General features: G+C 70.2%; 21 protein-coding genes, 1 tRNA gene and 1 pseudogene. 7 read left to right on the top strand and 16 right to left on the bottom strand.

Features of this window, described 5'->3' with window-relative positions; all coding sequences use genetic code 11:
- Window positions 1-21 precede the first annotated feature (21 nt).
- The gene (locus tag RF650_RS11890) at window positions 22-738 is read right to left on the bottom strand and encodes a trimeric intracellular cation channel family protein (protein WP_368815022.1); all 717 of its coding nucleotides are present in this window, start codon (window positions 736-738) and stop codon (window positions 22-24) included.
- A gap of 213 nt (window positions 739-951) precedes the next feature.
- On the opposite strand from RF650_RS11890, the gene RF650_RS11885 reads away from it, so the two are divergent.
- The 3 genes from RF650_RS11885 (at window position 952) to RF650_RS11875 (ending at window position 4,528) form a co-directional block, all read left to right on the top strand.
- Entirely contained in the window at window positions 952-2,577 is a 1,626-nt protein-coding gene (locus RF650_RS11885) for an alkaline phosphatase (RefSeq protein ID WP_368815021.1), read from the top strand.
- A 69-nt stretch (window positions 2,578-2,646) separates the two neighbouring features.
- Window positions 2,647-3,090: a GNAT family N-acetyltransferase gene (locus tag RF650_RS11880; RefSeq protein WP_368815020.1), complete on the top strand. Its 444-nt coding sequence runs from the start codon at window positions 2,647-2,649 to the stop codon at window positions 3,088-3,090.
- Window positions 3,083-4,528, top strand: coding sequence for a carboxylesterase family protein (locus RF650_RS11875; RefSeq protein ID WP_368815019.1), 1,446 nt, complete (start codon window positions 3,083-3,085; stop codon window positions 4,526-4,528). The genes RF650_RS11880 and RF650_RS11875 overlap by 8 nt, the downstream gene beginning before the upstream one ends.
- A gap of 23 nt (window positions 4,529-4,551) precedes the next feature.
- Here RF650_RS11875 and RF650_RS11870 read toward each other — a convergent pair whose 3' ends face one another.
- The 5 genes from RF650_RS11870 to RF650_RS11850 all read right to left on the bottom strand — a co-directional run bounded on the left by RF650_RS11870 (window position 4,552) and on the right by RF650_RS11850 (window position 7,337).
- Window positions 4,552-4,752, bottom strand: a complete 201-nt coding sequence (locus tag RF650_RS11870) for a helix-turn-helix transcriptional regulator (protein WP_312918369.1) — start codon at window positions 4,750-4,752, stop codon at window positions 4,552-4,554.
- A complete protein-coding gene (locus RF650_RS11865; RefSeq protein ID WP_368815018.1) occupies window positions 4,752-5,186 on the bottom strand; it encodes a hypothetical protein in 435 nt (144 codons plus the stop codon). The genes RF650_RS11870 and RF650_RS11865 overlap by 1 nt, the downstream gene beginning before the upstream one ends.
- Window positions 5,187-5,269: 83 nt before the next feature.
- Window positions 5,270-5,887, bottom strand: coding sequence for a mismatch-specific DNA-glycosylase (locus RF650_RS11860; protein WP_064846034.1), 618 nt, complete (start codon window positions 5,885-5,887; stop codon window positions 5,270-5,272).
- 245 nt (window positions 5,888-6,132) lie between these two features.
- Complete coding sequence (locus tag RF650_RS11855; RefSeq protein WP_368815017.1) at window positions 6,133-7,041, bottom strand: DMT family transporter; 909 nt, start codon at window positions 7,039-7,041, stop codon at window positions 6,133-6,135.
- A 35-nt stretch (window positions 7,042-7,076) separates the two neighbouring features.
- A complete protein-coding gene (locus RF650_RS11850) occupies window positions 7,077-7,337 on the bottom strand; it encodes a hypothetical protein (protein WP_368815016.1) in 261 nt (86 codons plus the stop codon).
- A 197-nt stretch (window positions 7,338-7,534) separates the two neighbouring features.
- On the opposite strand from RF650_RS11850, the gene RF650_RS11845 reads away from it, so the two are divergent.
- From RF650_RS11845 to RF650_RS11835, 3 genes and pseudogenes are all read left to right on the top strand, one after another.
- A complete protein-coding gene (locus tag RF650_RS11845) occupies window positions 7,535-8,440 on the top strand; it encodes a DUF2268 domain-containing protein (protein WP_368815015.1) in 906 nt (301 codons plus the stop codon).
- Between the two features lie 14 nt (window positions 8,441-8,454).
- Window positions 8,455-9,222 carry a MerR family transcriptional regulator gene (locus RF650_RS11840; RefSeq protein ID WP_368815014.1) on the top strand — a complete coding sequence of 256 codons (768 nt, stop codon included), beginning with the start codon at window positions 8,455-8,457 and terminating at the stop codon, window positions 9,220-9,222.
- A 45-nt stretch (window positions 9,223-9,267) separates the two neighbouring features.
- Window positions 9,268-10,254: pseudogene (locus tag RF650_RS11835) on the top strand (IS481 family transposase).
- 40 nt (window positions 10,255-10,294) lie between these two features.
- On the opposite strand, the gene RF650_RS11830 reads toward RF650_RS11835, so the two are convergent.
- The 6 genes from RF650_RS11830 to RF650_RS11805 form a co-directional block, all read right to left on the bottom strand.
- Entirely contained in the window at window positions 10,295-10,435 is a 141-nt protein-coding gene (locus RF650_RS11830) for a hypothetical protein (RefSeq protein WP_368815013.1), read from the bottom strand.
- A gap of 135 nt (window positions 10,436-10,570) precedes the next feature.
- On the bottom strand, window positions 10,571-11,392 hold the full coding sequence (locus tag RF650_RS11825) for an alpha/beta fold hydrolase (RefSeq protein ID WP_368815012.1): 822 nt from the start codon (window positions 11,390-11,392) through the stop codon (window positions 10,571-10,573).
- Window positions 11,393-11,504: 112 nt separating this feature from the next.
- Complete coding sequence (locus RF650_RS11820; RefSeq protein WP_231885531.1) at window positions 11,505-11,705, bottom strand: DUF3072 domain-containing protein; 201 nt, start codon at window positions 11,703-11,705, stop codon at window positions 11,505-11,507.
- Between the two features lie 276 nt (window positions 11,706-11,981).
- Window positions 11,982-13,769, bottom strand: coding sequence for a selenocysteine-specific translation elongation factor (gene selB / locus RF650_RS11815; RefSeq protein WP_368815011.1), 1,788 nt, complete (start codon window positions 13,767-13,769; stop codon window positions 11,982-11,984).
- A complete protein-coding gene (selA, locus tag RF650_RS11810; RefSeq protein ID WP_368815010.1) occupies window positions 13,769-15,076 on the bottom strand; it encodes an L-seryl-tRNA(Sec) selenium transferase in 1,308 nt (435 codons plus the stop codon). The genes selB and selA overlap by 1 nt, the downstream gene beginning before the upstream one ends.
- 41 nt (window positions 15,077-15,117) lie before the next feature.
- Window positions 15,118-15,212: transfer RNA gene (locus RF650_RS11805), tRNA-Sec, on the bottom strand.
- Window positions 15,213-15,295: 83 nt separating this feature from the next.
- Here RF650_RS11805 and selD point away from each other — a divergent pair.
- Window positions 15,296-16,339 carry a selenide, water dikinase SelD gene (selD, locus tag RF650_RS11800; protein ID WP_368815009.1) on the top strand — a complete coding sequence of 348 codons (1,044 nt, stop codon included), beginning with the start codon at window positions 15,296-15,298 and terminating at the stop codon, window positions 16,337-16,339.
- 121 nt (window positions 16,340-16,460) lie between these two features.
- Here the strand turns inward: selD and nrfD are convergent, their stop codons facing one another.
- The 4 genes from nrfD to RF650_RS11780 all read right to left on the bottom strand — a co-directional run bounded on the left by nrfD (window position 16,461) and on the right by RF650_RS11780 (window position 22,701).
- A complete protein-coding gene (gene nrfD / locus RF650_RS11795) occupies window positions 16,461-17,561 on the bottom strand; it encodes an NrfD/PsrC family molybdoenzyme membrane anchor subunit (protein WP_368815008.1) in 1,101 nt (366 codons plus the stop codon).
- Entirely contained in the window at window positions 17,558-18,721 is a 1,164-nt protein-coding gene (locus tag RF650_RS11790) for a 4Fe-4S dicluster domain-containing protein (protein WP_368815032.1), read from the bottom strand. Before RF650_RS11790 ends, nrfD begins: the two co-directional genes overlap by 4 nt.
- Before the next feature lie 11 nt (window positions 18,722-18,732).
- Entirely contained in the window at window positions 18,733-22,167 is a 3,435-nt protein-coding gene (gene fdh / locus RF650_RS11785; RefSeq protein ID WP_368815007.1) for a formate dehydrogenase, read from the bottom strand.
- 192 nt (window positions 22,168-22,359) lie between these two features.
- Entirely contained in the window at window positions 22,360-22,701 is a 342-nt protein-coding gene (locus RF650_RS11780; protein WP_368815006.1) for a hypothetical protein, read from the bottom strand.
- Window positions 22,702-22,722: the final 21 nt, after the last annotated feature.

The raw sequence follows: 22,722 nt of genomic DNA, 5'->3' as shown, positions 1-22,722 counted from the left end.
TCGGCGCGGTCCGCGCCGGTGTCACACCCGACGACGACGCCGCACCCCTCCCCGCTCGCGACGCACGCGTCTGCCCGTGGCGGGTCTGCGGCGCAACCGTGCCAGCGCCCCGGGGCCGAGGTTCGCGGGGCCGGGCAGGCGCCACCCGAAACGGCGCGCTGCGACGCTGACCACGGCGCTGAGGACGATGGCCCCGGCCATACCGGCGGTCTCGTGACCCAGGCCCGCGAGCAGTGCCATGAGGCCGCTCGAGAGCAGGGCGCTCGTGGCGTAGAGGGTGTTCCCGCCGAAGATGGCGGGCAACCGGCCCACGGCGATGTCCCGGATCATCCCCCCGCCCACGGCGGTGACGACCCCCAGCAGGATGGCCGGTGGCCATGCGAGCCCGGCACCCATGGCCTTGACGGTGCCCGTGGCGGCCCAGCACCCCACCGAGAGACAGTCGGCCACGAACAGGGCGCGCATCGTCCAGCGGTGACCGAAGACCATGAGGTAGGCGATCACCGCGCCGGCGAGCGCGGAGGTGAGGTAGGCGGGGTTGGTCAGCGCCACCGGGAAGCCCTGTTGCAGCAGCGTGTCCCGCAGCATGCCGCCGCCCAGTCCGGAGACGATGGCGAGCACCGTGAATCCCACGAGGTCCATGCGCAATTGGCGGGCCACGACGCCGCCCAGGATCCCGTTGGTCAGCACGCCCAGCAGATCCACGGCGCTGAAGACGGATGCCGCCTCGATGCTCACTGCGTGTTCTCCCGTCGACCCGTTGCGTGAACGGGGACCAGCATAGGGGCCGATCGGCGCACCGGGCGGCAACCGGCACGTCGATCGGTTCCGCGGGTGGGAACCCCGGCTGCCCGTGGTGCACCCCGTGGGGGTATCGGTGCACGTCAGAGCGGATCCGAAGATTCACCCGGGAGCAATCCACGGGTCACCCACGGCGCCGATCATGAGGTCATGACTCTTCAGAACGGCCCCTTGAACCGTCGTCAGCTCATGAGCGGGGCCGCCCTGGCCGCCGCCGTGACCGCCGTCCCCGCCACCGCGCTCGCCCATGACAAGCCCTCCCGCGGGCCGGGGCTCGTGGTCGAGCGCCTCACCCTCCCGAGCGGGGTGGCCAGTGGCGACGTCACCTCCGACTCCGCCGTGCTGTGGGCACGATCCTCCGGCGCGGGGCGCTTGCACGCCGTCCTGCGGGCCACCGCGGCGGACGGCACCGTCCTGCGCGGGCGCCGCGCCACCAAGCTGCACCTCGTGAGCGGGTGGGCCCACCCCGGGACCGACCACACGGCCAAGATCCTGGCCCGGAAGCTTCCCGCCGGAACCCGCTTCGACGTGACGTACCGTTTCGAGGACGACTCCGGACGCATGGGTGAGCGACTCACGGGGTCGTTCACGACCGCCCCGGAGCGTACGAACCGCCGCGGTCAGTGCGCTTCCCAGTCCTTCGTATGGACCGCTGACACCGCCGGTCAGGGCTACGGCATCAACCCGGAGATCGGAGGCATGCGCGGTTATGCGGCAATGCATGCCACGCGGCCCGATTTCTTCCTGCACTCCGGGGACACGATTTACGCGGACAACCCCCTGGAGCCCACGCGCCAGGTACCGGGTGAACCGCTGTGGCGCAATGAGGTCACGGAGGAGGTCTCCAAGGTCGCCGAGACGCTTGCCGAGTTCCGGGGCCGCCACCGCTACAACATGATGGACACCAACCTGCGGGCCATGTACGCGGAGGTCCCCGTGATCGCGCAGTGGGACGACCACGAGACCACCAACAACTGGTGGCCCGGTGAGGTCCTGGACGACCCGCGGTACACGCAGGTCCGGGACGTGGACACCCTGGCCGCCCGCGGTCGGCAGGCGTGGCAGGAGTACATGCCCATCGCCGACTCCCGCGCACTGCGCCGCGGCACCGGTTTCGAGCTCGCGCGCATCCACCGCAAGATCGCCCGGGGCCCTCATCTGGACGTCTTCGCCCTGGACATGCGCACGTTCAAGAGCGAGAACACCAATGGGCTGGAGTCGCACGAGACGGAGATCCTGGGCGAGGAACAGACCCGGTGGTTGATCCACGAGCTGTGCCGGTCCCGGGCCACGTGGAAGGTCATCGGCAATGACCTCCCCCTGGGTCTGGTGGTCCCGGACGGGAAGGGACAGGAATCCATCTCCAACGCGAACCACGGTGCACCACTGGGCCGTGAGCTGCAGCTGGCCCGCGTGCTCAAGGCGATCAAGGACCACCGGATCAAGAACGTGGTGTTCCTCACCGGGGACGTGCACTACTGTGCGGCCCACCACTACTCTCCGGAGCGGGCGGCGTTCAAGGACTTCACGCCGTTCTGGGAGTTCGTGGCCGGGCCCATCAACGCCGGTTCCTTCGGCCCCAACGAACTGGACCGCACGTTCGGCCCCCGCGTGGACTTCCAACAGGCCGGTCCGCCCATGGGCTCCCCGCGCTCGGGCGAGCACCAGTACTTCGGACACGTGAACGTCGCGGGGGACGGCAGCGCGTTCACGGTGCGCCTCATTAACGCCAACGGCACCACGGTCTACACCCGCACGCTCACCCCGCAGCGGTGACCGCGCGGCGCCAGCGGACACCCCGCTGGCGTGGTGTTCCGTGGTCCACGGATGCGCCAGGATAGGAGCATGAACGACGCCCTGCCCGGTTACACCGTCCTGGACGGCCCGCCCACGATCCCGGACTACCTGACGCTTCGCCGTGAGGCGGGGATGAGCCGCAAGACCGAGGAACAGGCCGCGGCCGGGATCGGCGGCGCGTGGGCGGCGATCCACGCGATCCACGACGAGTCCGGTGACACCGTGGGCATGGGCCGGGTGATCGGGGACGGCGGGTGGTACTTCCACGTGATCGACATGGCGGTGTTGCCGCCGCATCAGGGCAGGGGCATCGGCTCCGCGGTCCTGCGGGCGCTGCTGGATCGCATCCACCGCGACGCACCGCCGGGCGCGTACGTGTCCCTCATGGCGGATGAGCCCGGGCGTCCGCTGTACGAGCGGCACGGGTTCGCGGACCCCGCGCCGCGGACCATCGGGATGAGCCTGTCCATGGATCGCGGCGCGCATGACTGAGCGTCCCCCCGCTCCGGTAAATCCGGGGTCCGCCCCACAGGACGACGACGCCGCCGTCCCGGGTCACGCCGTGTCAAGTCGCTCCACCCCGCCCCCGTCCGACGCACCCACCGCACCCCGGTGGGACGCACCGTGCGGGCGGATCATCGGATGGCGGGACGGGCCGGTGGACCGGGCCACCGGGATCCGGTACGCGAGCGCGGGGCGTTTCGAGCGACCGCGGCCCGTCGCGGCGTCGTCGGCGGAGCTCCACGCGACCGAGCCGGCGCCCGCGTGCCCGCAACCGCCCATGCCGTTCCTGGACGACGTCGTGGGCAGCAACATCGGAGAGCTGCCCCAGGACGAGGACTGCTTGCGCGTCTCCGTGACCGTGCCTGCGAACACGCCGCCGGACGCCGGGCTGCCCGTGATGGTGTGGATCCACGGCGGGTCGTACGCATCCGGCGCGGGGGACGCGCCGTTCTACGACCCGCGCGTGCTTGTGAGCGAACAGCGCGTGATCGTGGTGAACGTGACGTACCGGCTGGGGCTGCTCGGTTTCCTGGGCGACGGCGCGGACATCCCCGCCAACCTGGGGTTGCTGGACATGATCACTGCCCTGCGCTGGACGCGCGAGAACATCGCCGCGTTCGGCGGCGACCCCGCCAACGTCACGGCGTTCGGTCAGTCCGCGGGTGGGGACGCGGTCGCGCACCTCATGATCGCCGACGGCGCTCGGGGCCTGTTCCGCCGTGCCGTCATCCAGAGCGCGCCGTTCGGCCTATTGGCCGGGCGCGCCACGATGAGCGAGCTCATGGCGACGACCGCGAGCGCACTCGCCCGGGACGCGTCGCTGGACGACATCCGCACGATGCAACAGCGCGTGGCCAAGGCCGCCACGCGGTTCGGACTCAAGGGCCAGATGCCGTTCGGACTGCAGTACGGCCACGACCCGCTGCCGCCGGAATCCGAACTGGACCGGCACTGGTGCGAGGCCGCCCCACACGTGGAGGTCCTCGTGGGCAACACGACCCGCGAAGCCGCGCTGTTCACCGCGCGCATCCCCCCGCTACTCCGGCGGATGAACCACCCCCGCAAGTCCCGCGGCGTGGAGCGGATCCTGATCAGCCCGTTCACCCAGCGGCTCTACGGCCGGGGTGCCCGCCGGTTCGCGCAACGCCATGTCCGCTCGGGTGGCACGGGCGCACGCTACGAGTTCTCGTGGGGTGTGGGGCGCAGCCCGATCGCCGCGGCGCACATCTCCGAGCTGCCCCTGCTCTTCCCTGGCCCGGCATGGGAGCGCACCCCCATGGTCGAGGGACACACGTGGGCGGACGTTCTCGCCGACGGCGCTCGCTTGCGTCGCGCGTGGGCGGACTTCGCGCGGGGCGAGCCCGTCACGAGTGATTCCCGCGCCGGGCTGCGGGTGTTCCCGCCGGATACGGGTCGTGCCGTCTGAACAGGGTGGCTCGGGAACACGGGTCACTCGACGGCGTCGGGCGTGAACAGGTCCTCGATCCGACATTCGAACACGGCGGCGAGCCGGAACGCCAACGGGAGGCTGGGGTCGAACCGGCCGCGCTCGATCGAGATCACGGTCTGGCGGGAGACGCCCAGCAAGTGTGCGAGGTGGGCCTGCGACCACGACCGGTCTCCCCTCCGCTCCGCGATCCGGTTGTCCACTAGGCCCCTCGCCTGTTGAGTACCGCGTAGCGGATGGCGGCATCAGCCATGACGAACACGAGCAACAGCACCAGGAGGGTCGAGCCCGCGATCTCGAATTGCGTGAGGGCCAGGACGACGCAGCCCAGCCCGGCCACCACCAGGAAGTCGTGGAAGGCGCCCGAGGCCGCCTTCTCGTACCACTGGCCCTCCACGTTGTCCTCCGCGTGGGGATCGGACTTCGCCGTGTATCGGGAGACGAACACGAACCACGACAGGGCGAACATGGGCCCGGCGGTGCACATCGCGAAGATGACGAACGCCATGAGCCGGTTCTCGTCGGAGAACCATGCGGCCACGCCACCCAGCGCCGCCGCGGCGAGCGCACCGGTGATGAGCATGGTGACATAGGCGGACGGGGGCGCCTCCATCCGGCGCTCTGCTCGAGTGGTCATGACTGCGATCCCTTCACCCGGTCGGAGCGGGGATACCGTTCCGAATGTCGATGGCTACAGTCAAGTGTGCTTGACACCCGATGTCAAGGATGTTTGACATCCCGAGGTTCAACGCTTCGAGGGGTGTCCTCCGGGTCGACGGCGATGCCCGCGGCGCGGGCGATGTCACCGTAGATCCGCGCGAGGTCGTCCAGGGAACTGTGGGCGTTGAGACCGCTGGGGTTGGGTGCCACGAACAGTTCGGTGCCCGGCCACGGTGAATCCTGCCGACCCGTGACGGCCTTGGGGCGGTCGAAGGCCGCGCGGTACGCGGTGATGCCGAGCACCGCAACCACGGCGGGATGCTCCGCGCGGACCAGTCGGTCCAGCCGCTGTGCCCCCTCGTGGAACTCCTCCGCAGTGAGCTCATCCGCCCGCGCAGTGGCCCGGGGACACACGTTGCTGATCCCGATCCCCCGGTCGGTCAGTTGCGCCAGCTCCTCCGGGACGTAGCCGTCGGCGGCGTTGATCAGGGTCGGGGTGATCCCCGCGCGGTGCAGCGCCGGGTAGAACCGGTTACCCGGCCGGGCGAAGTGCGCACCGGTCGCGGCGGTCCACAGCCCCGGGTTGATACCCACGAACAACAGCCGCAACGGCTGGGGCAGCAGATCCGGGACAGTGCGATCCCGGTAGGAATCGAGTTCGGCGCGTGAGAATCCCATGGTGGATCATGCTAGGCCGCAGCACCGACGGCCCGGATGGATGCCGGAACACAGCTGGCGCACTCGGAGCAGAACGTCCCTCCGTCGAGTCGGGTGGCGGGGCTTGACCACGCCTCCAGCGAAGCCGACAGCGCGGGGGGAACATGCTCCTTCGACGACGCGGAGCGGGCAGCGTTGCGGGAACCCACCCCTCCGACGACGCAGCCCGGAACGGCGGGAGCGGGCCGGGTCGGAACCAGCGCGCGTCATGTCCCCGGCGGCGTCGGCCCCGTGGATGGCAGACGCCCCGTGTGCACGGCCCCCGCACCGGCGAGGATCACAAGGCCCATTCCGATGATCTCCGCAGGGCCCAGCACCTGCCCCAGGATCACCCAGCCCACCAGAGCGGCGACCGCCGGTGCCAGGCTCACCAGGATCGAGAACGTCTCGGCGGCCAACCGACGCAGTGCCGCGAGTTCGAGGGCGTAGGGCAGCGCCGAGGACAGCAGCGCCACCGCGAGCCCCACGAGCAACACGCGCGGCTCGAGCAGCGCCGCTCCACCGCTCGCGATCCCGAAGGGCGCCGCGAGCACCGCGCCCATCACCATGGCCCATGCGAGCCCCTGGGTCCCCGGGAAACTGCGCCCCGCCTGCCGGGACATCAGGATGTACACGGCCCACATCGCGGCCGCAGCCATGGCGAAGAACACACCCGCCAGGTCGGGGACCCCTGAGCCCGGGCCCACACCGCTCAGCAGCACGACGCCCGCGAGCGCCAGGGCGGCCCACAGCACCCCGCCCCACTTCCGGGACAGCACCACGGACAGCGCGAGCGGTCCGAGTAGTTCGATGGTCACCGCGATCCCGAGCGGCAATCGCGCGATCGCCTGGTAGATCAACAGGTTCATCCCACCGAGGGCCACCCCGAACGCCAGCACGACCCCGATCGTGTGCCGCGTGAGCCCCGCCGGGGAGGGTCGCACGACGGCGCACAGCACCACCGCGGCAAGGACCAGACGCAGGAACACGGCACCCGTGGCGCCCACATGGTCGAACAGCCTCACGGCGATCGCCGCGCCCGTCTGCGTGACGAACGCCGCGGCGACCACGAGCAGCACGCCCTGCGTGGACGAACCACAGCTCTCCCGGGCCGTCGGTGAGGTCGAGGGATTCACGGCGTCCACGCTACGCGGTGCCCCGCGGTACCGGGTCAGCTCGCGACGACGCCGCTGCGCTCGCGTCCCGCGCGGGTGCCGAGTGCCCGGGTACCCCGGTTGCGACCCCGGACCAGGGCCATGATCCAGATCAGCAGGGTCACGGCCGCGAGGACGAACGCCGCGGTTCCCACCACCTGGGACGCGGGTCCACTGGAGGTGCGGGCCACCCCGATCCACACGAGCGCCCACACCACGGCCGCGGCCACGGTGAAACGCGGACCCAGGAGCCGGGCGAAGACGGCGGTGAGGAGCACGCAGCCATGCGGCGTTGAGCACTATGGACACCCCGGCGAGCCAGCCGATCCGGCGCTCCCGCGCGTTCGTCGCGACGCTCGGCAGCCATTGCCGCACGGTGTAGGGGAACAGGCCCACCTAGATGTACTGACCGGACACGTTGATCGACGGTCAGGAGCTTGACCTTGACGCAGCGTCAATGTTTAGCGTCGCGGGCATGACAGTGACGATGATTGACAGTGCCGCTGGGATGCGGGCGATGGTGAGCAGTTCTCCGGAGCAGTGGAAGGACGCAGCTCGCAGACTGTGGGAGCCGATGGCGGGGATGTACTTCTTCATTCCCGGTGGACCTGATCTGGCCGCGGTTCACAGCCAGAACTTCGGTTTCGGACCCTCCGTAGCGGCAGACAAGATCCTCGGCGCGGTCGACGCTTTGGAACGCGCCGATGTTTGGGGCCGTGTCGAGCGAGCGCTCGAAACGGGGCTGCGGGAGCTGAACGCTGCCGATCCGACTGTGGCGATGCCTGACCTGACGGTGTTGCTCGTGCTCGGGGATCCCACCAACAAGCACTTCATGGATGAGATCCGCGGCCTGTCGGCCTTCGGTGGGATCAGCGGGTACATCGCCATCACGATCTGGCCCACCGACGAGGTTCTGGCGCGGTTGGAGGGCATCGCCCTGCACGAGCTCCACCACAATGTGCGGTACTCGCCCGGAGGCGTGGTGTGGAACCCGCAGACGGTCACGGTTGGCGAGCACGTAGTGGCTGAGGGTCTCGCGGACCTGTTCGCCGCCGACCTCGTGGGCGAGCAGGGATTCACGCACTTCGTCAGCGACCAGACCCGTACCAGCGACGAGGTGCTGCGCCGCGTCACCGAAGGCCTGGACGTGACTGGCATGCAGGATTTCGCGGCTTGGGTGTTGGGCGATCCGAGCGCTTGCCTGTTCGGCGCAACACCGGTCGGGCTGCCCACCGGGGCCGGTTACGCTGCCGGGGCACGCTTCGTGTCCGCCTATCGGGAGGCCACCGGACAGTCACCCGCCAGGGCCGTGGCCACGCCCGCCTCCGAGATCCTGGCCGTGGCACTGCCACAGTTGGGTCTGACAATGCCAGCCCGCTGACGAGAGAGGCCGAGATGGTGGAGTGGACCGTCCAAGAACTCGCTGACCGCGCCGGCATCAGCGCCAGGACATTGCGTCACTATCACCAGATCGGCCTGCTCGTCCCGGACCGGATCGGCGCGAACGGCTATCGCTACTACGGACCTGTCGCCGTGGCACGCCTGCAACGCATCCTGCTCCTGCGTGAAGCCGGCCTGGCCCTGGGTGCGATCGGCGAAGCGCTGGCAAGCGACGCGAACCCAGACGAGGAGATCACCGCCCTCGAGGCGCACCTGGTACACCTCGAGCACGAGCGGGAAGCGCTGGAACGTCGTATCGCGTCCGTCGAGCACACCGTGACGATGCGACGCGAGGGACGCCAACCGCGGATGGACATGATGCTCGAAGGCTTCAACGACCGCTATGAGGCCGAGGTGACCCAACGATGGGGACGCGTGGTCTTCGAGCAGTCCAACCGGTGGTGGCATAGCAAGAACCTCACCCAGCAACGTCAGTTCCAGGCCGACGCCGAACAGCTCCTGGCGCGGTGGGGCGAACTCCACCAGTCGGGTGTCTCCCCATTGAGCGACCAGGCCCAACAGCACGCAGCCGCCCATGCCGCCTGGTTCGCCCAGATCCCCGGGACGCCCGGGCATGCCGGCGACCTGGACAAGACCCGCGCCATGCTCACTGGCATGGCCAACCTCTACGCCACCAACCCAGACTTCCATCCCGCTTTCGGTGGTGCAGAAGCCGCCGGCTTCGCCGCCCAAGCGCTGCGCCACTACGCCCAGAGCCACTGAAAAGCACCCTTCGGGATGGTCGCTGCGACCGAAGGGAATGCCGCCATGACTCATGCCAATGCAGCACTCACTCCACGTCACCGCCTCAAGGTTGCGCGGCTCGTCGTTGACGAGGGCTGGCCTGTCAGCGAGGTCGCCGCACGATTCCAGGTCTCGTGGCCGACGGTGAAGCGCTGGGCCGACCGCTATCGCGCCGGGCAGTCCATGCAGGACCGCTCCTCACGGCCACATCAGTCGCCGAACAAGACCAGCCAGGCGATGGCGAAGCGCTGCATCCAGCTGCGCCTCCGACTGCGGGAAGGGCCTGTGCAGTTGGCCTGTCGGCTGGGGATCGCGCCCTCGACGGTTCACCGGATCCTGGTCGATGCCGGCCTGAACCGGCTCTCGCACGTCGATCGCGCCACCGGGGAGCCAGTGCGCCGTTACTAGCATGACCATCCCGGGGCGATGCTGCATGTCGATGTGAAGAAGCTGGGCAACATTCCCGACGGCGGGGGCTGGCGCTACGTCGGCCGACAACAGGGCGAGAAGAACCGCGCCGCCACCCCGGACAAGCAGAAGAACAAGTACCGGGACCCGTTGATGGGCAAGGCCTACGTCCATACCGTCATTGACTACCATTCCCGTGTCGCCTACGCCGAGATCCACGACGACGAAACCGCGATCACCGCCACCGCGGTCCTGGTGAGGGCTGTCGAGTGGTTCAACGCCCGCGGCGTCACCGTCGAACGGGTCCTGTCCGACAACGGTGGCGCCTACAAGTCGCACCTATGGCGCGACACCTGCACCGAACTCGGGATCACGCACAAGCGCACCCGGCCCTATCAGCCGCAGACCAACGGCAAGATCGAACGCTTCCACCGCACCCTGGCCGACGGCTGGGCCTACGCCCGCTGCTACACCTCAGAGGCCGAACGCCGGGGCGAGCTCGACGGCTGGCTGCACTACTACAACCATCACCGGCCACACACCGCCTGCGGCAACCAGCCGCCGTTCTCGCGATTGACCAACGTCCCCGGTCAGTACACCTAGATCACGGACCAGATGGAGAACGCGGTGCCCGCGGGAGCGATCAGGGTCGCTCCGAGTCCAGGGCTCCCCCGGCGGTGTCAGCCACGAAGGTCCCGGTCACCCCGACGCCCACGAGTGTCCCGCCGATGCAGAACACCCCGCTCAAGGTCACGAAGACATGGTGGCCGAGGTCGGAGTGCACCCGGGGTTCTCCTGTGGTCGTGGACTCAGAACCCTGTCGGCCGGGGCGGCGACGCCCGCGCGTGTTAACCGCGGGGCCCGCCCGGAGGCGCTCCGCGCGGGAATGATGCGCGCCGATCGGCGGCATCGCAGCGGATCAGCGGTCGGTGAGCAGGAACGTGCGCAGCGCGGAGATGACCTCGTCCGGGCGGTCCGCGTGCACCCAGTGGCTCGCACCGCGCACCGTGGTCCGCACCGTGCGCGGGAACAGCGCGCGCATCGCGGGGACGTAGCTGTCCTGGACGTAGTCGGAACGCTCCCCCGCGATCCACAGCACGGGCCCCATGAAGGTGCGCCCTGCGACGTCGTCCGCGGGCCAGTCCCCGATGGCGCCGAGCTCGGCATGGAGCAGGCCCAGGTTGGGCTGCCACCCGAAACCGCCGTCCCGGTGGCGCAGGTTCTGGAGGAGGAAACCGCGCACGTGGTCCTCGGGGATCTCGGGGCGCAGCGCGGCGTCCGCCTGGGAGCGGTGGCTGAAGTCGCTCAGGTCCAGGCGCTGCAGGGCGCCCAGCAGGTGCTCGAAGTCGCCCCGCCCGGCACCGGACTCCTGCGCACCCACCGGGGAGATGTCCACGACCACGAGCCGGCGCACGAGTTCCGGGTGACGCAGGGCCAGGATCATGGCGACCTTGCCGCCCATCGAGTGGCCCACGACGTCCACGGGACCGTCCGCGGCGAAGGACTCACACAGCTCGGCGGCCACGGTATCCGCCATGGCTGCGTAGCCGAAGCTCTCGGTCCAGGCGGACTCACCGTGGTTGGGCAGGTCCACGAGCAAGCTGCGGAACTCGGGTCGCAATCCCTTGGCGATGTTCGTGAAGTTCTTGCCGCGGCCGAACAGCCCGTGCAGGAACACGACGCGATGCTCGCCGTCTCCCACGAGCGTGGTCTTCACGAGGGGTTTCTGGTCCTGGGGCACGGGCCCAATCTACTGTGCGCGCCCACCGCGCCCCAAAGCGGACACCGCCCCGCACGCGGCGTGGATGCCGGGTACGGGGCGGTGGATCCGGGACGTCCCGGATGAGGACGGATCAGTTCTGCGAGCCCTTGAGCCGTTCGATGTGCTGGGACGCCTCCGCCTTGGTGAGATCCGCGGGCAGTTCCTCCCCGGCCTGCTTGGCGAGGGTGTCCAGGTAGGACTTCTGGGACGCGGTCATGGGCTCATCGCCGCTGACCCAGGTCGAGGGGTCCTTCTCGAGGGACGAGTCCTGAGCGTCACCGGTCGCACCGATGGTCTCGCCCTGGGGCGCGCCATTGGTCTCTCCCTGCGGAACGCCGTTGGCGGCCTGGTCGGGCAGGGCACCGTCCGGGGTGCCGTTCTCGAGCGGGGGCTGTCCGCCCTGGGGGTCCTGTGCGGGGGTTTCGGTCATGACTGCTCCTTCGCTGGGTCTCGCGCCGGATCACCGGATGTCGTGGTGTCGACGTTAGCCCCCGCTCCGCCTCCCCGCGAGGATGTTTCGCTCACGGCGCGCAAGGTCCCACCGCTCGTACCGATCCGCAGCGGGTGTTCACCGCACGATGCTGCGGTTGCTCCCGTCCTCGCGCCGCGTCCAGCCCTTGGCGTCCAGGTGTTCGAGCAGCGGTACGGCCACCCGGCGCGTGGTGCCCCACGCCTGCCGCGCCTGGCTCGTGGTGAAGGGCTGGGGCAGCCGCGCGAGCTCGCGCATCGCGAGCGCGGGCGCGGTGGGCAACAGGACGACATCGCCGGGTAACCGCAGCACCCGACCGAGCCGCTGCGCCGCCGCCAGTTCTCGGGGGCCGAGGCGCAACTCCTGCAGTTCGTACGCCTCCGGTGCCGCGAACGGATCCGCACGCAAGCGCTTCTCGAGCGCGGTGATCGCGGCCTCCGCGGCACCGAGTCCGCCGCCGCGACCGAGGACCGTGATGTATCCGTCCTGCTCCGTGAGCTGCGCCCGGGCCAAGAGCATGTCCAGGAGCCGTCCGACCGGTTCGCCGAGCGCTGTGCGGGCCGCGCCCCGGGGCAGTCCCGGGGCCAGGGGGTCGCGCTCGTGCGCGGCCTCGACCGCCGCTCGCAACTGCGTGGCCCACTCCGTGAGCCGGGGCACGTGGATCCACCATCCGTCCGCCACCACGACGTCGCCGGAGGGCGTCTCGTCCGCCGCGAACCCCAGCAGCCGCAACCGCTCGGTGCTCACCGCCCCGTACTTGACGGTTTCCGCCACGGGGTCGCCGTGGTCGGCGATGCCCGCGAGCCGAGCGGTCTCCCGGGCGGTCGCACCGCGCCGGTCCAAGGTGGGCGGGTCGACGTCGAGCACACGTGCACCCCCGACCGCGACCTGCGCCCCGGGACTGCGCAGCACGAGCCGGTCCCCCGGCACGAGGGTCATGTCGTGGTCCAGCTGCAATCGGGCGTGATTGGCATCGAGCGGTCGCAACCGAGCGCCCACGCCGGCGGTTCCCGCGTGCACCACGATCTCGGCGGGCAGTTCGTCGAACGGAGCACCCCGCTCACGGCGGACCTCGATGACGCCCGCGCTCGGCCACGCGTCCGGGGTCACGAGCACGTCCCCACGGTGGATCGCGTCCTTGCTCGTGCCCCGCAGGTTCACGGCCACGCGGTGGGTGGGTCCGATCCGCGCCACGGAATCATTCTGACTCTGGATCGAGCGCACGGTGACCTCTTGCTTTCCCGTTCGACCGCGCAGGGTCAACCGGTCACCCGTGTGCAGGGTCCCGGCGGTCAGGGTCCCTGTGATCACGGTCCCGGCACCGGAAATCGTGAAGGCCCGGTCGATCCACAACCGGATCCTGGCGTCCGGGTCCGGGCCGGGCACGCGGGAGAGCACCGCGTCCAGCGTGTCCCGGAACTCGTCGAGTCCGGTTCCCTCCCGCGCCGAGACGGCCACGGCGGGAGCGTCCGCGAGACCCGTGTGGGCGAGCTCCGCGCGCGCCCGCGCCACGACGTCGGCCACCCGCTCCGGAGCCCGGTCCGCCTTGGTCACCACGATCATCCCGTACTCGATCCCGAGAGCAGCGACCGCATCCCGGTGGTCGCGGGACTGGGCCTGCCAGCCCTCGTCCGCGGCCACCACGAAGCACACCACCGGAGCCGGGCCCACACCGGCAAGCATGTTGCCCAGGAACCGCTCGTGCCCGGGGACGTCCACGAACGCCACATGCCTCCCCGAGGGCAGCTCGGTCCACGCGAACCCGAGGTCGATCGTGAGCCCTCGTCGCTTCTCCTCGTCCCACCGATCCGGTTCGATCCCCGTGAGTGCTCGGACCAGGGTGGACTTGCCGTGGTCCACGTGACCGGCCGTCGCCACGACGTACATCAGCCCACCTCCGCGAGCGCCGCGCGCACGGCGGCGAGCAGGTCAGCGTCCCGCTCCTCGGGGACGCAGCGGGGGTCCACGAGGCACGCGCCGTCGTGCACGCGCGGCAGCACGGCTGGCGTGCCGAGACGCAACGGGCGCGCGGCGGCCTCCGGGAGCCGCACGGCCCAGCCGGGCAGCGGGACACCGGGAGCACCACCCCCACCCACGCGACCATCGTGCTCCACGACGCGGGCTCCCACCGCGGCGGCCAGGGCCTCCGCGCGCTCACGCACGCGCTGCGGGTCCGCGTGCAGGGCGCTCGCGACGGGGGTGGGACCGCCCCGCAGGGTGGCCTCAAGGGCGGCGAGGGTCAGTTTGTCCGCGCGCACGGCCCGGGCCAGTGGGAAGCGCGCAAGGTGGCGGATCGTCTCGGTGCGCCCGAGCAACAGACCCGCCTGGGGCCCGCCGAGCAGCTTGTCCCCGCTCGCGATCACGGCGTCCGCGCCGGCCTCGAGCGCTTCCGACAGACTCGGCTCGTGGGGCAGCGCGGGATCCGGCGTGAGCAGGCCGCTACCCACGTCCACCACGAGCGGCACCCCGTGCTCGTCCGCGAGCGCCCGCAGCTCCCCGAGCGGCACCGAGGACGTGAAGCCGTCCACCCGGAAGTTGCTGGGGTGGACCTTGAGGATGCACCCGGTCTCCGGACCCATGGCGTCCCGGTAGTCGGCGTGGTGCGTGCGGTTGGTGGTCCCCACCTCGCGCAGCCGCGCACCCGTGGATTCCATGAGGTCGGACAAGCGGAACCCGGCACCGATCTCCACGAATTCGCCCCGGCTGATCAGGACCTCGCGCCCAGCGGCCAGCGCGGTCGTGGCGAGGACCAACGCCGCGGCACCGTTGTTGACGATCAGCGCATCCTCGGCGGCGGGGCACGCGTCGAGCAGTGCCTGCCGCGCGGCGACACCCCGGCCGGAGCGCTGCCCGGTGGTCAGGTCCAGTTCCACGTCCACGTAGCCGGAGGCGTCCTGCAGGGCCTGGCGGGCGGCATCGGAGAGCGGAGCGCGGCCCAGGTTGGTGTGCACCACCACGCCCGTGGCGTTGAGCACCGGGGTCAATGAAGACGCGCCGCGCGCCGAGAGCTCGGTGACGACGGCGCTCGCGACGTCCTCGGGCGCGATCTCCCCCGCGCGTGCCCGGGCCTGCGCGGCCGTGATCGCGACCCGCACCGCCGCGGCCCCCAGCCCGGCTCCCACGGACCCGATGCGAGGATCCGCGAGCAACCGGTCGGTGCGGGGGATGCGGCTGCGGGGATCCGCTGCACTCACGGCAACTCCTCGGGATCTGTGGCGGGCGAGTGCTCAAGAAGTGGCGGAGGCGGACGGGAATCGAACCCGCCAGACCGAGCTGCTCGGTCTCACCGGTTTTGAAGACCGGGGCGCCCACCAGGACACGTACGCCTCCGGGAGCGAATGTATCACCGCACTCGGACGCCCTCGGTCGTCATGACTCAGTAGCCTGTCCGTCCCCACTCCTAGACTGGTTGCATGACTCCCGAAGCTGCCCACCCGTCCACGACCTCGCACCCGTCCGGGACCGGGATCGGCCGTCTCACGAGCTACGCCCACGGCGGTGGCTGCGCCTGCAAGATCCCGCCGGGCGAGCTCGAGGACGCCGTCAAGGGACTCACGGGCCAGAACTCCCCGGACGTCCTCGTGGGCCTGGACGACGGCGACGACGCCGCGGCCGTCCTCGTGCGCCCCGACCTCGCGGTGCTCTCGACCGCCGACTTCTTCACCCCCGTGGTGGACGACGCCCGCGACTGGGGCCGGATCGCCGCGGCGAACGCACTGTCCGACATCTACGCGATGGGCGGCGCCCCCGTGGTCGCGATCAACCTCGTGGGCTGGCCCCGTGAACTGCTGCCCATGAGCCTAATGGCCGAGGTGCTGCAGGGCGGCCTGGACGTGGCCGCGCTCGCGGGCTGCCCCGTGATCGGTGGGCACTCGATCGACTCCCCCGAACCCACGTACGGCATGGCGGTCACCGGTACCGCAGATCCCGAACGCCTCATGCGCAACGACGCCGCCCGGCCGGGTCTGCCCATCACCCTGACCAAGCCGATCGGGGTGGGACTACTCAATAACCGGCACAAGACCACGGGCGAGGTGTTCCCCGCCGCGATCGAGACCATGACCGCGCTCAATAAGGATGCGTCCCGCGCAGCCCTTGCGGCCGGGGTGCGTGCGGCCACGGACGTGACCGGTTTCGGTCTGCTGGGCCACCTGTACAAGATGTGCCGGGCCTCCGGGGTGGCCGCCACGCTCGACGCCTCCGCGGTTCCGCTTGTCGACGGCGCCGCGGACGCTCTGCGGGACGGTTTCGTCTCGGGTGGTACCCGCCGCAACCTGGACTGGGTGCGCCCGTTCCTGTTCGCGGGATCGGGAATCACGGAGGGCCAGCTGCTCCTGCTCGCGGATGCCCAGACCTCGGGCGGACTGCTCGTGGTCGGGGAGGTCCCCGGCTATCCCGTGATCGGGGAGACCACCGAGGTTCCCGCCGACGGCGATGCGCTCATCACCGTGCGCTGAACGCGCCGCTCAACTCAACCCGTCGCGCGAACCGGTCGTCCGACCGGTTGCGGGACGGCATGCGCGGTCGTCCCGAGCATGTGTTCGCACGTGAGCGGGACAGCCCTCCGCCTCGGAAGACTCAGCCGGCGGTCGTGATCGAATCGTCGGTGATCCCGGCGGCGCGGCGCTTCTCGAGCCGGTTGCGCTGCGGGATCACGGTGTACCGGGGGTCCTTCACGGATTCCTTGCCGGCCCAGAACACACCCCAGCGTGTGAGCGCGGAGGACGTCATGAGGGCGAGTCCCGAGGCTGCGGCGACCCAACGGCGTCGTCCGCCGAGCAGAGCGCCCACGCCACCGATGACCGAGAGTCGTTCGCTCCAGGTGAGCCACGCACCGGGCTTGCCCTGTTCGAGCGGTTCCACGGAGACGGGGTCCATCGCGCCCTTCATGACGTGCATGGCCGCGAGCTCCCCCGCGACCCCGGCCACGGCGAAGAACCGTGCGGGGCCGGTCTCCGCCACGGGCGTGGTCACGAGCGCGAAGCCCCCGGATGCCAGGGACGCGGAGCTGACGAACACGAACGGCAGGTGCGCGTGCATCTCGTGCCATGTGGGCACTGCGGTGTCCCCGAGCAGCACGGCGGTGTAGGCCGCGAGCGGCGCTCCGAGAACGCCGGAGGCCACGCTCGTGGGCAGCTCGAGCGCGTGCAGCACCGGGCGCAGGGGGCCGAGCGGGAGGCGTTCATCCGTCATCCGGTCCACCTCGATCGCGGCGGCCACGCCCGCGTTGGTCGCGAAACCCGCGAGCAACCACGAACCCAGGCTCATGGGCGAGGTGGGCTTGACCGTGCGCATCATGTGCAGGAACCGCTCGGGGCGCCCGAGGTCCGCGACGAGCGCCACGGTCCCGAGGCTCGCCGCTCCCAGTGCGCCCAGGCGACCGTTGCGACGCAGTGCGGGCCGGTCCGTGAAGTAGCCGCCCAGGGACAGCAGCGCGGAACCACCCGCGAGACCGCCCAGGAACAGGTAGGACGCGATCTTGGAGTCCCACGGTGGGGCCTTGACGATCGGGCGGCCGTAGTAGGACCTGAACTCGGGTTCCGGCACCACGGGCACTTCGCGGGAACCGTCACCGCCACCGCGGCGGAAGGCTCCCCCGCCCGGGGTGCGGTTCTTGCGGCGTCGTTTGCCGCGCGGCTCCTGCGGCGGACGGTAGGCGTCGTACGGGGAAATGCTCATGAGCGATCACCCGCCGTGAACGCGACCGCGCCGAGCGCCAGCATGCCCACCACGGCCATGCCCGCGCGCTTGAACATGCGCGGCAGGTCAGCCGTGGGGACGCGGGGATCCGGCGGCAGGCCGTACACCTCGGGCTCGTCGAGCAGCAGGAAGATGGACCCGGTTCCGCCCACGCCGTCCTTGGGGTTGGCGCCGTAGAGCCGCGCCTCGGTCTTGCCCTGCTCGTGCAACTGGGCGACCCGCTTCTGGGCCGACTCGAGCATGGTCTCGCGCTCGCCGTACTTGATGGAGGTGGTGGGGCACGCCTGCGCGCACGCCGGGGTCTGGTCGTCCTTCATACGGTCGTAGCACAGCGTGCACTTCTGGGCGATCCCGTCCTGGGGGACCTTCACGGTGTCCGGCATGGGAGCCGCACCGCGCTGGTTCTTGGGCTCCACGAGGCCGTCGTCGCGGCGCTCAATTACGCCGAACGGACAGCCGGCCACGCACGTCCCGCATCCGTTACAGATGTCCTCCTGGACCACGACGGTGCCGTACTCGGTGCGGAACAGCGCGCCCGTGGGGCACACGTCCAGGCACCCGGCGTGGGTGCAGTGCTTGCACACGTCCGAAGACATGAGCCAGCGGAAGTCCGGGGTGTCCAGGACGGGGGAACCGTCCTCGCCGGTGCCCGCGCCTGCGCCGCCCGCCCCACCGGAGGAGCAACCGCAACCGCCCGTGGATCCGCAGCCACTGGCCGCGGGCGCGGTGGTCGCCGAGGACGGGCCCGCGCACCCGGACCCAGCGGCGTTGTTCACCGGCGCGGCCGAACCGCACGCGCACCCACCGGACGACGGCGCGGGCGACGTCTCAGGGGGCCCCACCCGCGGCATCCCCAGGTTCACCAGGGCGCGGCCGGACTCACGGGCCTCCTCGATGCGGTCCTGGGTCTGCTCGATGAAGGCCACGTGGCGCCACGTGTCCGCGCCGAGCCCGCCCGTGTTGTCGTAGGAGGAACCGAGGATCTCGTAGTCCGAGTCCACCGGGTTGCGGTTCCACTCCTTGCACGCCACCTCGCAGGCCTTGCAGCCGATGCAGATGGAGGTGTCCGTGAAGAACCCGCGCCGCGGGTGGGAGTGCTCCCAGTAGGTGTCTTCCTCGAAGGCCGAGGTGGGCGTCATCCGGTCCGTGCTCACTTGTCTTCTCCCTGGTCCGTCGTGGCGGTCCCCGCCGTGTAGGCCGTGGACCGTCCGGCGACGTCCCCGCTGTCGCGTGCCCGCAGCGGATCCTGGTTGAGCTCCCGCTCGGGATCCGTGATCCGATCCATGCCCGTGCGCACCGTGAGGCCCGCCCGCTGCTGGTACTCCAGCACCAGCTCGTTGCGCTCCGCACCGCGCGGCCGCCGCCCGGGGAGGATGTCACACGAACCCGTCTTGAAGTTCTGGATCTGCACGTTGGGGTCCAGCGTGATGCCCAGCAGGTCGTTCGCCCCGTCACCGGTGACCACCGCGTCCGTGCCCGCACCCCAGTGGTAGGGCAGGCCGATCTGGTGGATGGTTTTGCCTCCCACCGTGAGCGGGGTCATCCGGTCCGTGACGAGCACCCTGACCTCTATGGCCGAACGCGGTGAGACGATCGTGGCCCATCCGTACGGCTCCAGCCCCTTCAGCTCCGCGAGTTCTGGTGAGATCTCGCAGAACATTTCGGGCTGCAGCTCGGAGAGGTACGGCAGCCACCGGCTCATGCCGCCGGCCGTGTGGTGCTCCGTGAGCCGGTACGTGGTGAACATGAACGGGTAGACGTCCGTGCCCGGTGCGTCACCGCTGGCCGCGGAGAGGTTGTCCTCCCGCGGGAACATGACGCGCGTTGGACTCTGTTGCTGCGTGTACAGCGGGTTGTCCACAGGCGATTCCTGCGGCTCGTAGTGCGTGGGCAGGGGCCCGTCCATCATGCCCTTGGGTGCGAAGAGCCAGGCCTTGCCGTCCGCCTGCATGATGAAGGGGTCGTCACCGGCGAGCGCGTCGGGGCCGCCCTGCTGCGGGTCGGGATGGCTTCCGGGCTCCCGGTCCAGCGGGAAGTCCGGATTGTCCTTGCCCGTCCAGGTGTGGTTCTCCTCGTCCCACCACACGAGCTTCTTGCGCTCGCTCCAGGGCTTGCCCTGGGGGTCCGCGGAGGCACGGTTGTAGAGGATGCGACGGTTCGCGGGCCACGCCCACGCCCACTCGGAGGCGATCTCGTCCTGCACCTGCCCGGGCACGCGCATGGCGGCGCGGTTCACGCCGCCCGCGTAGATGCCCGTGTAGATCCAGCATCCGCCGGCAGTGCTGCCGTCGTCCTTCATCTGGTTGTAGGAGCTCAGGGGCTTGCCGGCGTCCGGGCCCGTGAGGAACCGGCCGTTGATCTCGGCCAGGACGGCCTCGGCGTCCGGCTCCCCCTCCTCCGTGAGCGGGTAGTCCCACGTGAGGTCCAGCAGCGGCCGATCCCGTGGGTCCGTGGAGTCAGCCACGCGTTCGCGGACCCGCTTGCCCAGCTCGAAGAAAAACTCCAGATCGCTCTGCGCGTCCCCCGGCGGGGTGACCGCCTGGTGGCGCCACTGCACCAGACGCTGGGTCTGGGTGAAGGAGCCGGACTTCTCCACGTGCGTGGCCGCGGGCATGAAGAAGACCTCGGTCTGGATGTCCTCGGTCTTCAGCTCCCCCGAGGCGATCTCCGGGCCGTCCTTCCACCACGTGGCGGACTCGATCATGTTCAGGTCCCGCACCACGAGCCACTTGAGGTGGGACATTCCCATGCGCTGCAGCCGCCCGTTGGCCGAACCCACCGCGGGGTTCTGCCCCAGCAGGAAGTACCCCTCCACCTGGTCCTTGAGCATGGACATCAGCGTCTGGTACGTGCCGTGGGCCCCGTTGATGCGCGGGATGTAGTCGTACGCGTAGTCGTTCTCGGCCGTGGCGGCGTCCCCCCACCACGACTTGAGCAGGTTGACGGCGTAGGACCGGGCGTTGGCCCAGTACCCCTTCTGGTTGGTGGTGCGGATCCCGTCCACGTAGTCGTCCAGGGTCTGCGCCGTCACGGACGGCATGGGCAGGTATCCCGGCAGGAGGTTGAACAGCGTGGGGATGTCCGTGGAGCCCTGGATGGTCGCGTGCCCGCGCAGGGCCATGATGCCGCCACCGGGGCGTCCCATGTTGCCCAGCAGCAGCTGCAGGATGGACGCCGTGCGGATGAACTGGGCGCCCAGCGTGTGCTGGGTCCAGCCCACCGCGTACGCGAAGCACGTGGTGCGGTCCCGACCGGAGTTCTCCGTGACGGAGCGTGCCAGGTACTCGAAGTCCGCCTCCGAGATGCCGCACGTCTCCCGCACCATCTCCGGCGTGTACCGGGAGAAGTGGCGCTTGAGGATCTGGAACACGGTGCGCGGGTGCTGCAGGGTCTCGTCCCGCACTGAAGCGCCCCCGCCCACGGGTGCGCCGCCGCTGCCGAACTCGTCGCCACCGGCCTCGGCCCGCTGCTTGGCACCCTTGGCGTGCTCGTGCTCGACGCCGTGGTTGTCGACGCCGCGGCCCGCGGCGTCGTCGGACGCCTCTCCGCGGGAGTCCTGCCCCTCGGAGTCCTCGGTCTGGTAGGCCCACGACCCCAGGTGGTAGGAGCCGCTCTCCGGGTCGTAACCGGAGAACAACCCGTTCAGGTCCTCGGCATCCTCGAAGTCCTCGCTGATCAAGGTGGAGGCGTTCGTGTAGGAGACCACGTACTCGTGGAACCAGAGGTTGTTGCTCAGCACGTAGTTGATCAGTGCACCCAGCAGCACGATGTCCGAACCCGCGCGGATGGGCAGGTGCTTGTCCGACACGGCAGAGGTGCGCGTGAACCGCGGGTCCACGTGGATCACGCGGGCGCCGCGTGCCTTGGCCTCAGTGACCCACTGGAAGCCCACTGGGTGGCACTCGGCCATGTTGGAGCCCTGGATGACGATGCAGTCCGCGTTGGCCATGTCCTGCAGGGACTGGGTGGCGCCGCCGCGCCCGAAGGAGGTTCCCAGACTGGGAACCGTGGCGGAGTGTCAAATCCGAGCCTGGTTCTCGATCTGCACGGCCCCCGCAGCAGTGAACAGCTTCTTGATCAGGTAGTTCTCTTCGTTGTCCAGCGTGGCGCCGCCCAAGGACGCGATGCCCATGGTGCGGCGCAACGGCCGGCCCTGCTCGTCCGCGTCCTGCCAGCCTCGGCGCCGGGACTCGAGAAAACGGTCGGCGATCATGTCGATGGCCGTGTCGCGATCCAGGGGCTGCCACTCGGCGGCGCCGGGCGCGCGGTACAGCACTTGAGTTTGTCGACCCGGCGAGTTCACAAGCTGCTCACTGGCGGAGCCCTTGGGGCACAGACGACCGCGGGAGATGGGAGAGTCCGGGTCACCCTCGATCTGAATGACGCGCTCGTCCTTGACGTAGACCTTCTGTCCGCAGCCCACGGCGCAGTACGGGCAGATGCTCTGCACCACGCGGTCCGCCGTGGCGGTGCGCGGGGTGATGTCACGGGTGCGTTGGGACTGCACTGCGGAACTGCGGCCGGTGTGATCTCCGGTCCGGAGTTGGCGGATGACCGGCCACTCGAGCGGGCTGAATCGGGACATATCGCAAGAATAGACCGTTTACCGCGCGCGTCCAGGTGTCAGGTGTGTCGCGACGGCGACGACCCGCGCGGCCCGCACGGCGGCATCGGCCCGGCTCACGCCGGGATTCGGCCCGCACGGCGACGACCCGTGGCGGCCCGTGGGGCCGCCCGGCCGCCACGGGTCGTCGGTGGTCTGCGACGGCGTGTCGCGTCAGCGCTCGTCCATGGGGTCCATGGTCTGGTCTGCGCCGTCCCGCAACGAGCGGTTGACCTCGCGGTCGGCCTGCGGGTCCTGCACGAGGGCCTCGACCTCCGGGTCCTGGGTCTCGGAGGTGGTATCGAGCTCGGGGATCGTCTCCTCCTGCGCCACCTGCTCCACGTCGGCTTCCTCGGGGTGGGTCAGGGGATCCTCGTCGGCACCCCATTGGGCGTCGTCCTCCTCCCACGCGGAGTCCTCGTCACCGGTGGTGCCGATCAGTTCGTCCTCGCGGAACGTGTCGTCCGAGGCCTCGGGGTTGTCGAGCGGGTTGGGGTCCGGGATGGGCTGCGTCATGGGTTACTCCTTGCCAGGTTC

The sequence above is a fragment of the Kocuria sp. CPCC 205297 genome (assembly GCF_040981035.1).
In the GTDB taxonomy this organism is placed as follows: Bacteria; Actinomycetota; Actinomycetes; order Actinomycetales; family Micrococcaceae; genus Kocuria; species Kocuria marina.
This window is presented reverse-complemented; position numbering and strand designations above follow the sequence as displayed.